Below are 13,298 nucleotides of genomic sequence, written 5' to 3' on the forward strand. Positions count from 1 at the left end.
TTAAAATTTTGCTTTTAATCCCATTGAAATCGTTCTTGCTTGTGGGTAGGTAAATCTAAATTCTCTAACGCCATTTCTATCCTTTATACTTTTGTCCTTATACCAATACAATACGTTTGAAACGTCGACATATACAGATACGGCATCCATAAAATTGAAACTCTTTTTAGGAAAATTATAATTTAAGTTTACGTTACTAATTTTTAGAGAGGTTGCGTCGTAAATATATTTATCGAAGTTAGAAATTGTAAGGTTGTTACTTGTAACTATGGGTTGTAGCGCAACATCTCCTTGGTTTCTCCAATAATCGTAAGCATTTACAGAAAGGTTTCTGTTGCTAGTAATATTGTATTTAGCGATGCGTTCATCTTCAGCAAGAAAATCTCCACCAATTTGAAAACTTCCACGGATAGAAAAGCTTAAGTTTTTATAAACAATGGTATTACTAAAACCACCATAAACATCAGATTGGTAATCGCCAATTGGTACCCAATCTGCATTAGAAAATAAGTTGTTGTAAGTTACAGCGTCATAAATTTCACCATCTTTTTCTAGTAAATCTCTACCAGTTGCAGGATCTATACCAGCCCAATGAATTCCCCAAATTGTAGAGGTACTAAACCCTACTTTTTGAGCCAATGCATTTTCTGAAGTAGAATATTTACTTCCTAATCCTTTTAGTTCTGTAACTTCACTTTTTAAGGTAGATAGATTAAAAGAAGTATTCCATTTAAAATCTCCTTTTTGAAACCATTTAATTTGTGTAGAAAGTTCTAGCCCTGTATTATACATGCTTGCTGCATTTAATTGTACGGTAGGATATCCACTTTCTCTAGGAATATCTCTACTGGTAATTATATCGCTAATATTATCGTAGTAATATTCTAAAGTGATGCTTATACTGTTTAAGAAGTTAAAATTTAAACCGGTATTAAATTTTGTGTTTTTTTCCCAACTTAAATCGCCATTTGGGGCAGAAGAAGGTGAGGCATCATCAAAATTATTATAACCGTTTTCACTAATTGTATATAAACCTTTAGATCGATAAGAACCAATTCTAGAATTACCAGTGGTACCATAACTTACTTTTAGTTTTAGTAAATCAATCCAATTCGTAGTTTTTAAGAAGTTTTCGTTTGATAAAATCCAACTGAAACCCGCACTACCATTATAAGCAACATTAGTATCGTCTCCAAAAACAGAACTTTGGTCGCGTCTAAAATTACCTAAAATAAAATAGCGTTTTTTGTAGTTGTAGTTTACTTGAGAAAACAATGAAACTTTAGAATTGTAATTAATATCATCTTGGTAAATTTGGTTACCTGTAGTTTCATCTATTGTTGTTAAAGGATTATCATCTTGCATAGCATCTGTTACGTTATTAATAATATTTGGGTTTACAAAACCTCTACCAGAAGCATAATTAAAATCTGTTTTTTCTTTAGATAATTCAAAACCTACAATTCCATCAATTGTATTGTTTTCATCTAGTTGTTTAGTATAACTAGCTTGCGTTTGCCAGTTCCATTTGGTGGTATTTCTTTCGTTTAATAAACGACGACCATAGCTTGGGTAACTTGTTCCATTAAGGTTAAAAGTTCCATTAGTTTGCCCACTTTCGTTTTCTCCAGAAAAGTATCTATCTTGTTTTTTATCGCTATATGAAAGTCCGAATAAAGAAGAAACACTTAAGTTATTGGTTGCTTGATAAGCAGCTTTTAAGCTACCAAATATTCCATAACTGTCTGTATTATTTCTATTTTGTTCAATAGCAGCCAATGGGTTTCCTAATCCGGTAACCCCAACGTTTGCAAAAGAACCATCTTCATTATAAGGAGATAAATTTGGCGTAAAAGCATAACTATAATAAATGTTAGGAGCATTTTTTTGTCCATAACTAGGGTTTAGAGTTAAGTTTATGTTTAATTTATCGGTTGTATAACCTAAGTTTATATTGGCGTTTAATTGTTTTGTTTTATTACCTATCTGAGGCTCGTCTATATTTAAATACGTTAAACTCGTTCTGTAAGAAAAGGTATCTGTAGCACCAGATACATTAAAATTGTATTTGTTATAAATACCAGTTCCGTTTAATAAACCAAACCAATCTGTATCTACACCGTTATAAGCTATGGGTGTATAATTTGACGTTGTATTTTTTAAATATTCATTTCTAAGATTAGAATACTGTTCTCCGTTTAAATATTTAATTTGATTCACCGCAGAAGAAACTCCTAATTGTGAAGAAAAACTATACTTTGCTTTTCCTTTTTTTCCTTTTTTGGTAGTTATTAATATAACACCATTTGCTCCGTCTGCTCCATAAATACTAACCGCAGCTGCATCTTTTAAAACGGTAAAACTTTCAATATTTTCTGGTGATATTTGCGATAATGGATTAGATAGGTTTTCTGAATAAGCACCACTAGAATCGAAAAACGCATTATCTATTCCTGTTTCTTCTGCAATTACAACCCCATCTATAATAATTAAAGGTTGTGTTGAGGTCCCTAAAATAGCACCACTTAAAGGAGTTAGAGTTCCTTGACCACGAATGGTAATTTTTACGGGTCCACCAATACCAGAAGTGTTTTCTATTAAGACACCTGCAATTTGCCCTTCCACCATTTTATCAATACTTTCCGACGCTTGCTCTAAAGCAATGTCTTTAGAATTTAATGTTTCTATACTACCAACAACCTCTTCTCTTAGTTTTTTTGTTCCGTAGGATGATGTAATTATAATTTCTTCTAAAGAATTTCTAGATTCTTGTAAATAAAAAGAGAATTGAGATTGACTTCCTACTACTTTGGTATTAGTTTCCATTCCTAAAAAAGATACTTCAAGTACAATTTTATTAATATCGTTTTCTTTTAATAGATACGTAAATTGACCATCGTTATTAGTTATAGCACCAATTCTAGATCCTTTAATTAATATGGTTGCTCCCGGAAGAGGTAGTTTGTTATTAGCCGTAAAAACGGTTCCTTTTATAAGCCTTGTATTTTTTTGAGTTTTAACAGCATTCGTTTTAACTTGCTGCTTTTCTAGAAGTATAATTTGCTTATTTTTAATTACATAAGTAAGCTTTGTGTTTTTTAGTAATTTTGATAAAACGTCTTCTAAGGTATTGTCTGTTACAAATAAACTAATCTTTTGATTGGTATCTATTTTAGCTACATTATAAATAACTCGATATGAAGTTTGACCTTCTATTATTTTTAAAACAGTACTTAGCGGTTGTTCTTTAATGTTAATAGAAATGGTTTTTGTTTGTGCAAAGGCACCTTGAGAAAACAATAGAATTCCTAAGGAAAGAATTAGTGTTTTGATATGTGGAGAAAAAAGAGGCTTCATATTAATTGCTACTAATTATTATTTGGTTGTCTTTAATGGTGTATTCAAAATAGGTATCAAACTTTAGTAGATCTAAAATGTTTTCTAAACTAGAAGTTTTAAAATTGATTGTTCCGCTAAATTCTTGCAATTCTAATACCTCATTGTTGTTTATTATTTTAACATTGAAAGCACGTTCTAGTTTTTTAGTTATTTCACTAAAATGTGCAGAGTCTAAAATAAGTTCGCCTTTAGTCCATGAAGTATATAAATCTGTATTTACCTCTTCTAGTTTAAATGGTTTGTCTGTTTTGGTCCAACTAGCTTTTTGGTTAGGTGTTAATAAAGAGTTGTTATTTGTATGAGATACGGTAACAGCACCTTCTACTAAAACACAGCTATAAGTTGCATTATTAGAATACGCGTTCACATTAAATTTTGTCCCTAATACTTTTACATCAACATCGGCTATATTTACTATAAAAGGTCGAGTTGCATCTTTTTCAACTTCAAAAAATGCTTCACCTTCTAAATAAACGAGTCTGTTACCCTTTTTATGAAACTGTTTAGGATATTTAAATGTAGTACCAGAATTTAAGTGAACTGTTGTTCCGTCTGAAAGTTTTACCTTAAAAGTTTTTCCTAAAGGGATGTTTAAAGTGTGGTATATAACTGTTTTTGTTGTGGTTTCATTTTTATAGACAATTTCATTGTTGTTGTGTTCTGCGATAACTTTACCAGCAACATCTAAAATATTCTGCTTATTAGTGTTCAGGTTAATGGCTTTTTTTATGTTTTCTACTTCTAGTACAATACTATTTTCTTGTTTTGGTTTGTTGTTTATGGAGGACCAAGAAATTTTTCCAAGAGTGATAAAAATGATTATTACAGCAGCATATTTAAGCCATGTTGTATAGTTGAATGATTTTCTGCTTTTTATTTTATTTTGAATTGATTGCCAATCTTTTTCCTTTGTTTCTGATTCTATAGAAGTAAGTACCCATGTTTTTTTTAAGGCGATAAATTCTTTTTTGTTAGCATCTGATGCTGCTATCCATTCAAAAACCAATTCAACTTCTTTCTCCGTTGCTTGATTGTTTAAGTATTTCGTTATTAAATTCGAAATCATTTTAAGATAGTTTTGGTTTAATACTTGAGTTTTGTTCTTTTTGTTGCACATAAATTAGTACACCTCATTTTTAGATAACCCTATAAAATTATTTTATTATTATTTAGACTAATTAAGAATAAAAAACAAAAGTATTGAGTTTTTTGTGATAAGCGCTATTAAATACTAATTATTTTAAAAGATTTAAAAATGAATAGTGCTTATTGTTACTGGTGTTTAGAGAGGGTTATGGCAACCAATATAAGTGGAAGGTAATCGGATAGTTTTACTCTTAAAATTTTTAAAGCTTTGGTCATATGAGCTTCAACAGTTTTTAAAGTAATATTTAATTCATCTGCAATCTCTTGGTTTTTTTTGCTTTCGAATCGTTTTTTTACGAAAATAATTCTTGTTTTTTCTGGTAAATCTTCAATAGATTTAGAAATAAGATTTTCTAATTCCATTAAAGTTAAAGAGTCAAAATTAATGGCATTTAATACATCAAGATCTAAAGCTCGTTCTTTATCGTTTAAAGTTTTACTTTTAAAACGTTCTTTTACTTTGTTATGCCTAATAGCATTAAGACATTTAGATTTTGCGTAAGTGTATAAAAAAGATTCTACTCCGCTTATTTTTTCAATCTTACTTCTATTAAGCCATAAGTTTAGAAAAGCCTCTTGAGTTATACTTGAAGATTGAGGTTTATCATAAATAAATTGGATGCAAAACCCCAGAACATGACTGTAATATTTATTAAAAAAAAATTCAAAGGCTTTCTCGTTACCTAATTGGAGGTTTTTAAAATGCCGTATTTCAATTTTACTATAATCTTTCATGTAGAATACCTAGATTAACCAATTTCGTTGAAATAGGTGATAAAAAAGTAAAAGTACAATTTTTAAAAAAATAATGGTTAATCCTTTTCAAATGGATGAATTTTTATAATGAATATTTTTTTTTAGTACTGCTGTTATATTTAACACGTTATTTTATAAAGGTAATTCTAGTAGTTGTAATTTGTTTCTAAAATTAATGATAAACTAAAAAAGCGAGTCTATATTAGACTCGCTTTTACCATCAAAGTATGGCAGTAGATTGATGATTAAATTTACTATTTTTTAAATTACGAAGTTTTTTCTATAAGATCTGTTATCTGTATGTATAATAACCTTGTAAGTTCCTTTTACTTCATTAGATAATCTGTAAATTCTGTTTAAAAGTTCTTCTCCAGCTACTTTTTCAGAAAGAATAATACTATTGTTGTAATATAAAGTAACTTCTAGGGGTTTATTATTAAACGCTATTTTAGAAATCATAACCAAATTTCCTTCTGTTCTAATTACTGGCTTAAATATTACTTCATTTTCATTCTTATAGAAAGTAACAAAACCATCTTTAACTTCTAGTTTTTTAACTAAAATTTCGAAGTCTTTTTCTAGTTCAGTTGTGTATATACCATCTTCTAAATTCGTTAAATCGAAAGTTTTAGTATAGTTTCCAGAACTTTGTAATACTTGTTTATATATAGTTGTTCCATATTCATTTTTAATTGTTAAAGCATTTCCCTTTTTTACGGCTTTGTATTCAACTTTAACTCTTTTTACAGCTACTGTGTTAGCAGGTTCTGTGTTGTTATTTGCGTAACTAATTAATGTTCCAAACATTAATGTTACTACTAAAATTGTTTTCATTATTGTTTTCATTTCTTTATTATTTAATGGTTAGTAACACTACAAAGGTACAATGGTAGTTAAGTTCTAAAAACATCATAATTGGTAACTTTGTGTGGTATATTATTAAGTTAACTTGTATTGTCTGTTATGGTAGGTAAAATAGAATACATTTAAGGTAATTATATCTAATGTTATATAGTCGGTATAGGAAATATTTAAGCCAAAAAAAAGCAAATCCATTTGGATTCGCTTTTTATCATCAAACTATAGTAGAATTTAATGAAGCAATTAACTATATTTTTATATTGTAAAATCTTTTACGTAAGTTCTGTTGTCGGTATTAATAACAACTTTGTATGCACCTTTTTCAGCTTCAGACAATTTATAAACTCTATTTAATATTTTTTCACCATTCAATTTATCAGAAACGATAATGTTGTTTTGGTAGTATAAAGTAACGTTTAAAGGTTGGTCTCCAAATTCAATTTTAGAAATCATAACCAAATTTCCTTCTGTTCTAATTACTGGTTTAAAAATTACTTCATTTTCATCCTTATAAAAAGTAACAGAACCATCTTTAACCTCTAGTTTCTTAACAATAATTTCGAAGTCTTTTTCTAGTTCAGTTGTGTATAAACCATCTTCTAAATTGGTTAAATCGAAAGTTTTAGTATCGTTTTCAGCGCTTTGTAATACTTGTTTATATATTGTTATTCCGTATTCATTTTTAATTGTTAAAGCATTTCCTTTTTTAACAGCTACTTTGTTAGTAGGTTCTGTGTTGTTGTTTGCGTAACTAATTAATGTTCCAAACATTAATGTTACTACTAAAATTGTTTTCATTATTGTTTTCATTTCTTTATTATTTAATGGTTAGTAACACTACAAAGGTACAATGGTAGTTAAGTTCTAAAAACATCATAATTGGTAACTTTGTGTGGTATATTGTTAAGTTAGCTTGTATTAGCTGTTGTGGTGGGTAAAATAGAATATATTTAAGGTAATTATATCTAATGTTATATAGTCGGTATAGGAAATCTTTAAGCCAAAAAAAAAGCAAATCCATTTGGATTCGCTTTTTATCATCAAACTATAGTAGAATTTAATGAAGCAATTAACTATATTTTTATATTGTAAAATCTTTTACGTAAGTTCTGTTGTCGGTATTAATAACAACTTTGTATGCACCTTTTTCAGCTTCAGACAATTTGTAAACTCTATTTAATATTTTTTCACCATTCAATTTATCAGAAACGATAATGTTGTTTTGGTAGTATAAAGTAACGTTTAAAGGTTGGTCTCCAAATTCAATTTTAGAAATCATAACCAAATTTCCTTCTGTTCTAATTACTGGTTTAAAAATTACTTCATTTTCATCCTTATAAAAAGTAACATAACCATCTTTAACCTCTAGTTTCTTAACAATAATTTCGAAGTCTTTTTCTAGTTCGGTTGTGTATAAACCATCTTCTAAATTGGTTAAATCGAAAGTTTTAGTATCGTTTTCAGCGCTTTGTAATACTTGTTTATATATTGTTATTCCGTATTCATTTTTAATTGTTAAAGCATTTCCTTTTTTTACGTTTTTGTATTCAGCTTTAACTTTTTTTGCAGCTACTGTGTTAGTAGGTTCTGTGTTGTTGTTTGCGTAACTAATTAATGTTCCAAACATTAATGTTACTACTAAAATTGTTTTCATTATTGTTTTCATTTCTTTATTATTTAATGGTTAGTAACACTACAAAGGTACAATGGTAGTTAAGTTCTAAAAACATCATAATTGGTATAATTATGTGTTATTTTATCATTATTAATTAACTTTAATTAATTGTAATGTTAATATAGTGTATATTTGTGGTAATTTTATTTTGATCTAAAAGTATATACAAATAAAAAGCGAGTCCTTTTGGACTCGCTTTTATCATTAAATTATAGCAGTAATTTAATGAAACAATTAACTAAATTTTTATATTGTAAAATCTTTTACGTAAGTTCTGTTATCGGTATTAATAACAACTTTGTATGCACCTTTTTCTGCTTCAGACAATTTATAAACTCTATTTAATATTTTTTTACCATTCAATTTATCAGAAACGATAATGTTGTTTTGGTAGTATAAAGTAACGTTTAAAGGTTGGTCTCCAAATTCAATTTTAGAAATCATAACCAAATTCCCTTCTGTTCTAATTACTGGTTTAAAAATTATTTCATTTTCGTTCTTATAAAAAGTAACAGAACCGTCTTTAACCTCTAGTTTCTCAACAATAATTTCGAAGTCTTTTTCTAATTCAGTAGTGTATAAACCATCTTCTAAATTCGTTAAATCGAAAGTTTTAGTATTGTTTTCAGTATTTTGTAATACTTGTTTATATATTGTTATTCCGTATTCATTTTTAATTGTTAAAGCATTTCCCTTTTTTACAGTTACTATGTTAGCAGGCTCTGTATTGTTGTTTGCATAACCAATTAATGTTCCAAACATTAATGTTACTACTAAAATTGTTTTTATTATTGTTTTCATCTTTTTATTATTTAATGGTTAGTAACACTACAAAGGTATGGTGGTAGTTAAGTTCTAAAAACATCATAATTGGTATAATTATATGTTATTTTATCATTGCTGGTAAATGTAAATCAACACAAGGTTAATATAGAGTATATTTGTGGTAATTTCATTTTACTCTAAAAGTAGTGCAAATAAAAAGCGAGTCCATTTGGACTCGCTTTTATCATTAAATTATAGCAGTAATTTAATGAAACAATTAACTAAATTTTTATATTGTAAAATCTTTTACGTAAGTTCTGTTATTAGAACTAATAATCACTTTATAAGAACCTACTTTTTGTTCAGATAATTTGTAAACTCTTTGTAAAAGTTTGTCTCCAGATATGGTTTCAGAAAGTACAGCTTCATCATTATAATAAAGAGTAACATTTAAAGGTTCGTTGTTAAAACTAATTTTTGATATCAATAATAATTTACCTTCAGTTCTAATGATCGGTTTAAATATTTTTTCATTATTGTTGTTTATAAATGAAACCAATCCGTTTTCAACATAAAATTGTTTAATAACAATTTCGAAGTCTTTATTTAACTCAACAGCGTAAACTCCGTTTTCTAAAGCAGAAAAATCAAATGTTCTAGAATAGTTTCCAGAATTTTTAATTTCATTATTATATACAGTTAAACCGTTGGCATTTTTAATAGTTAAAGTATGACCTTTTTTTACATTATTAAATTCAACTTTAACAGTTCCCTTTGCTTCTTTATAATTTGTATTGTCTTTTTCGTTTGCGTTAGTTATTAATGTTCCTAACATTAAAGCAACTAATATAATTTTCTTTATTTTCATTTTATTTGTAATTTACCGTATTAATAACACTGCAAAGTTATGACAGCAATTCTGTTTCTAAAACATCTAAATTGGTGATTTTATATGCTATATTATCTACTATCTACGCGTTAAAAGAAAGTAAAGTTAATATACTATATTATTTTGTTAATTTTATACAGCTTTTTAGTATTAAGTGTCGTAAATTTGCAGTTAAATAGTACTATTTATGAAAGTTAAACCTACTTTAGAGAAAATTAGTCCAGATTTTGGAAGCTCAATACTGGTAAAAAAACATACAGAGTTTTTAAAGCAAATAAAAGCATTTTGGCATTTTCATCCAGAAATTGAATTAGTTTATGTAAATAAAGGAAAGGGAAAAAGACATATTGGTAATCATTTGTCTTACTTTAATAATAGTCAGTTATTATTAATAGGCTCTAACTTGCCACATAATGGGTTTACAGATAGATTAACCACCAATGGGTCTGAAACATTAGTACAGTTTAAACCAGATTTTTTAGGAGAAGATTTTTTTGAAGTCCCAGAGATGAAACCTATTAGTATTTTGTTTGAAAAAGCGAAGAAAGGAATTATTTTTGGTGTTAAAACAAAAGAAAAATTAGGTCCTAGAATAGAGAAAATTTCTGAAAAGAAGGGGTTTAAGCAAATTTTAATTTTGTTAGAAATACTACACACGCTTTCTAAATCTGAAGATTATACATTATTAAATGCAGATGGTTTTGCTTTTGAAACCCAACCACAAGACAGCAGTAAAATAGATATTATCTTTAAACATATAAACGAGAATTTTAATCAGCACATCAGTTTAGATGAAATTTCTGATTTGGTAAGTATGACCGTTCCTGCGTTTTGTAGGTTCTTTAAAAAAACAACGGGTAAAACGTTTACTAAATTAGTAAATGAATATAGAGTTGTACATGCAACTAAGTTATTGTCTGAAAGCCAAACGAGTATTACAGATATTTGTTTTGAATGTGGTTTTAATAACTTTTCTCACTTTAATAAATTGTTTAAAGAATTTACAGGTAAATCAGCATCTAAATATAGAAGTGAAATGATGAGTTTAATTCAGAATTAAGCATTTTATATTACTTAATGCCGTTCCATTCATCATCAAATTGCTTTAGAAATAATTCCATAAATAAATGTCTCTCTGCAGCAATTTGCTGTCCAGTAACAGTATTCATTTTATCTTTTAATAGCAATAATTTTTCGTAGAAATGATTGATTGTTGGAGCAGAAGAATTTTTATATTCTTCTTTAGTCATATTTAAATTTGGTAGAACTTCTGGGTCGTATAATGCTCTATTTTTAAAGCCACCATAATTAAAACAACGAGCAATACCAATGGCGCCAATAGCGTCTAATCTGTCTGCATCTTGCACAACCTCTAATTCTTTAGACGTAAATTTTTTACCATTAGTTTCTAAAGAGTTCTTAAAAGAAATATGTTTTATAATATTTATAACATGTGTTATTACATCTTTAGCTACGTTTTGTTCTACTAGAAATTTTGTAGCTATTTTAGGCCCAACAGTTTCGTCTCCATTAAAGAATTTAGGGTCTGCAATATCATGCAACAAAGCACCTAAAGAAACTACAAAAGCATCTACAGATTCATCCTTAGAAATTAAAACAGCATTTTTATAGACACGTTCTATATGAAACCAATCATGTCCGCCTTCGGCATCTTTTAAGGTTTCTTTTACAAAACCAATTGTGTTTTCAATTACTAATTCTTTGTTCATATTATTTCCTTAAAGCAAGTTCTTTTTTAATATTTTTGATATCGACATACATATAAATAGACATTGGTATAAAAAATAAAGGTAAAAAAGTATGAAAAGAAATGCCGTTTTCCATGGTAGAAAAAGCAGCAAATACTACCATTAAAAGAATGACAACTATTTTAATATTAAAAAAGTTTTTTTGCTTTTTTAGTTTCGTTATAAGTTCTTCTTTGGTGTATGTAGAAAATTCTGAAGCCATAATAAGTAATGTTATTGAAAAAAAAATCCACCTATATTATTAAGTGGATTTTTTTTGTATAATATATTTTTAGAAGCCTAGCAAAACTCTTCGTAAGCCTGTGCTAAATTCTGTGCAATCATCTGTGCAGATCTTCCTTCAATATGGTGACGCTCTAACATGTGTACCAATTTACCATCTTTAAATAAAGCCATTGCTGGAGATGATGGAGGAAAAGGAATCATAAACTCACGTGCTTTCTGTGTAGATTCTTTTTCTACACCTGCAAAAACAGTTGTTAAATTTGTAGGTACTTTATCTGCACCTAAAGAAGCAATTGCTCCTGGTCTTGCAGTACCTGCAGCACAACCACAAACAGAGTTTACTACCACTAAAGTAGTTCCTTTTTTAGCTATTGCGTTTTCAACGTCTTCACTTGTATATAATGCTTCAAAACCTGCGTTAATTAACTCATCGCGCATTGGTTTTACTAATTCTTCTGGATACATATTTTCTAATTTTAAAATGCAAAGATAGGTATAAGTTAAAGAAAAGTCAACTTTATAAAAATAGTTGTCTCAATAGAAATATCAATAAAATTGATATCAAATAAATTATTAAAAAGCTATTCTTTATTCTTTGGGCATGCCCATTTTTAAAACAAAGTTCCGTTTACACTGCACTTTTTTTAAAAAATCGTCAGGCTTTCAAAGCTCGCTTCCCGCTAAAAAGCGGGAGAGCTCAAACAAACTTTTCAATCCTTCATGCATCTAAGTAACAAAGTTTATTAGTTACAGAGTTAGAAAGTAAAAAAAGTAATAAAGTTACAGTGTTAATATTTTTAAAATTTCAAACAACCCAATTTCAAAAACTATAAGTCTTTGTTTCTTTGAAACTTTGTAACTTTGCCGCTTCAAATAAAAAATAAAAAATGGGAAGTTTTACAAAATGGTTAGGAGCCGGATTAGGATTTACTTTTGGAGGTCCAATAGGTGCAGCCATTGGTTTTGCAGTAGGTAGTTTTGTAGATGGTTTTTCAGAAAAAGACTTAACACAAGAGCAAATAGATTACGAAAGAACCAGACAATCTGGTGGTAGAAGTAGTGCTGCAGACACACAATCTGGAGATTTTGAAATGAGTTTATTGGTGTTAGCCTCCATCGTTATAAAATCTGACGGAAAAGTAGATCAGCGCGAATTAGACTTTGTACGTTCTCAATTTGTTGGCATGTACGGTAAAGAAAGAGCCAACAACGCCTTTAAGCTTTTTAGCGGAATTATAAAAAAGGAAGTTTCTGCGCGTCAAGTTTGTATACAGATTAGACAAAATATGTCTCACGCATCTCGTTTGCAATTATTACATTTCTTATTCGGTATTGCAAAAGCAGATGGTTTTGTAGCAGAGTCTGAAATAGAAGAAATTAGAAAAATGGCTGGTTATTTGTACATCAACCAAAACGATTTTGAGTCTATAAAAGCAATGTTTCATGATGCTTCAGAAAACGCATACAAAATTTTAGATCTAGAAAAGACTGCTACAGATGCAGAAGTAAAAAGTGGTTATAGAAAAATGGTGAAAAAATACCATCCAGATAAGTTACAAGGTTTAGGAGAGGAGCATTTAAAAGGTGCGAATGAAAAATTCCAAAGCATACAAGCTGCTTATGAAAAAATAAAAAACGAGAGAGGTATGTAGATATCGTTTCAAGTTTTAAAGTAACAACGTTAAAGAGTTACAAAGTTGCAGAGTTTACGAAGTTAGCATTTCGTTTCCTCTCAATTTTGTAACTTTTTTTATGCTTTGTAACTTCTTTAGAAACAAACTTAAAAATTAGAAGAATTTCAGTAAATTCGCAA

The 13,298-nt window shown here is 28.5% G+C and carries 13 protein-coding genes; 2 read left to right on the forward strand and 11 right to left on the reverse strand.

Annotation, left to right across the window (positions count from 1 at the left end):
- The 8 genes from KV700_RS12965 to KV700_RS13000 all read right to left on the reverse strand — a co-directional run bounded on the left by KV700_RS12965 (nucleotide 1) and on the right by KV700_RS13000 (nucleotide 9,470).
- Nucleotides 1-3,357, reverse strand: coding sequence for a SusC/RagA family TonB-linked outer membrane protein (locus KV700_RS12965; RefSeq protein ID WP_218598129.1), 3,357 nt, complete (start codon nucleotides 3,355-3,357; stop codon nucleotides 1-3).
- 1 nt (nucleotide 3,358) lies between these two features.
- On the reverse strand, nucleotides 3,359-4,465 hold the full coding sequence (locus tag KV700_RS12970; RefSeq protein WP_218598130.1) for a FecR family protein: 1,107 nt from the start codon (nucleotides 4,463-4,465) through the stop codon (nucleotides 3,359-3,361).
- A gap of 206 nt (nucleotides 4,466-4,671) precedes the next feature.
- Nucleotides 4,672-5,280 carry an RNA polymerase sigma-70 factor gene (locus KV700_RS12975; protein WP_218598131.1) on the reverse strand — a complete coding sequence of 203 codons (609 nt, stop codon included), beginning with the start codon at nucleotides 5,278-5,280 and terminating at the stop codon, nucleotides 4,672-4,674.
- Nucleotides 5,281-5,562: 282 nt separating this feature from the next.
- The gene (locus tag KV700_RS12980) at nucleotides 5,563-6,147 is read right to left on the reverse strand and encodes a hypothetical protein (protein ID WP_218598132.1); all 585 of its coding nucleotides are present in this window, start codon (nucleotides 6,145-6,147) and stop codon (nucleotides 5,563-5,565) included.
- 270 nt (nucleotides 6,148-6,417) lie between these two features.
- Entirely contained in the window at nucleotides 6,418-6,972 is a 555-nt protein-coding gene (locus KV700_RS12985) for a hypothetical protein (RefSeq protein WP_218598133.1), read from the reverse strand.
- Nucleotides 6,973-7,243: 271 nt separating this feature from the next.
- Nucleotides 7,244-7,828, reverse strand: coding sequence for a hypothetical protein (locus KV700_RS12990; RefSeq protein ID WP_218598134.1), 585 nt, complete (start codon nucleotides 7,826-7,828; stop codon nucleotides 7,244-7,246).
- 255 nt (nucleotides 7,829-8,083) lie between these two features.
- Entirely contained in the window at nucleotides 8,084-8,638 is a 555-nt protein-coding gene (locus KV700_RS12995; protein ID WP_218598135.1) for a hypothetical protein, read from the reverse strand.
- 253 nt (nucleotides 8,639-8,891) lie between these two features.
- Nucleotides 8,892-9,470, reverse strand: coding sequence for a DUF3244 domain-containing protein (locus KV700_RS13000; RefSeq protein ID WP_218598136.1), 579 nt, complete (start codon nucleotides 9,468-9,470; stop codon nucleotides 8,892-8,894).
- A gap of 208 nt (nucleotides 9,471-9,678) precedes the next feature.
- On the opposite strand from KV700_RS13000, the gene KV700_RS13005 reads away from it, so the two are divergent.
- Nucleotides 9,679-10,551, forward strand: coding sequence for an AraC family transcriptional regulator (locus KV700_RS13005; protein ID WP_166387542.1), 873 nt, complete (start codon nucleotides 9,679-9,681; stop codon nucleotides 10,549-10,551).
- A 10-nt stretch (nucleotides 10,552-10,561) separates the two neighbouring features.
- Here the strand turns inward: KV700_RS13005 and KV700_RS13010 are convergent, their stop codons facing one another.
- The 3 genes from KV700_RS13010 to KV700_RS13020 form a co-directional block, all read right to left on the reverse strand.
- A complete protein-coding gene (locus KV700_RS13010) occupies nucleotides 10,562-11,221 on the reverse strand; it encodes an HD domain-containing protein (RefSeq protein WP_218598137.1) in 660 nt (219 codons plus the stop codon).
- A 1-nt stretch (nucleotide 11,222) separates the two neighbouring features.
- Nucleotides 11,223-11,462: a hypothetical protein gene (locus KV700_RS13015; RefSeq protein ID WP_218598138.1), complete on the reverse strand. Its 240-nt coding sequence runs from the start codon at nucleotides 11,460-11,462 to the stop codon at nucleotides 11,223-11,225.
- A gap of 77 nt (nucleotides 11,463-11,539) precedes the next feature.
- A complete protein-coding gene (locus KV700_RS13020) occupies nucleotides 11,540-11,950 on the reverse strand; it encodes a BrxA/BrxB family bacilliredoxin (protein WP_166387548.1) in 411 nt (136 codons plus the stop codon).
- Nucleotides 11,951-12,372: 422 nt separating this feature from the next.
- On the opposite strand from KV700_RS13020, the gene KV700_RS13025 reads away from it, so the two are divergent.
- A complete protein-coding gene (locus tag KV700_RS13025) occupies nucleotides 12,373-13,137 on the forward strand; it encodes a TerB family tellurite resistance protein (RefSeq protein WP_166387550.1) in 765 nt (254 codons plus the stop codon).
- Nucleotides 13,138-13,298: the final 161 nt, after the last annotated feature.

This window comes from Polaribacter sp. NJDZ03 (genome assembly GCF_019263805.1).
Taxonomy (GTDB): Bacteria; Bacteroidota; Bacteroidia; order Flavobacteriales; family Flavobacteriaceae; genus Polaribacter.

Bases quoted from the DNA above. Each gene is read 5' to 3' on its own strand.
- KV700_RS12965 (WP_218598129.1), bottom strand. From the start codon at position 3,357: ATGAAGCCTCTTTTTTCTCCACATATCAAAACACTAATTCTTTCCTTA.
- KV700_RS12970 (WP_218598130.1), bottom strand. From the start codon at position 4,465: ATGATTTCGAATTTAATAACGAAATACTTAAACAATCAAGCAACGGAG.
- KV700_RS12975 (WP_218598131.1), bottom strand. From the start codon at position 5,280: ATGAAAGATTATAGTAAAATTGAAATACGGCATTTTAAAAACCTCCAA.
- KV700_RS12980 (WP_218598132.1), bottom strand. From the start codon at position 6,147: ATGAAAACAATAATGAAAACAATTTTAGTAGTAACATTAATGTTTGGA.
- KV700_RS12985 (WP_218598133.1), bottom strand. From the start codon at position 6,972: ATGAAAACAATAATGAAAACAATTTTAGTAGTAACATTAATGTTTGGA.
- KV700_RS12990 (WP_218598134.1), bottom strand. From the start codon at position 7,828: ATGAAAACAATAATGAAAACAATTTTAGTAGTAACATTAATGTTTGGA.
- KV700_RS12995 (WP_218598135.1), bottom strand. From the start codon at position 8,638: ATGAAAACAATAATAAAAACAATTTTAGTAGTAACATTAATGTTTGGA.
- KV700_RS13000 (WP_218598136.1), bottom strand. From the start codon at position 9,470: ATGAAAATAAAGAAAATTATATTAGTTGCTTTAATGTTAGGAACATTA.
- KV700_RS13005 (WP_166387542.1), top strand. From the start codon at position 9,679: ATGAAAGTTAAACCTACTTTAGAGAAAATTAGTCCAGATTTTGGAAGC.
- KV700_RS13010 (WP_218598137.1), bottom strand. From the start codon at position 11,221: ATGAACAAAGAATTAGTAATTGAAAACACAATTGGTTTTGTAAAAGAA.
- KV700_RS13015 (WP_218598138.1), bottom strand. From the start codon at position 11,462: ATGGCTTCAGAATTTTCTACATACACCAAAGAAGAACTTATAACGAAA.
- KV700_RS13020 (WP_166387548.1), bottom strand. From the start codon at position 11,950: ATGTATCCAGAAGAATTAGTAAAACCAATGCGCGATGAGTTAATTAAC.
- KV700_RS13025 (WP_166387550.1), top strand. From the start codon at position 12,373: ATGGGAAGTTTTACAAAATGGTTAGGAGCCGGATTAGGATTTACTTTT.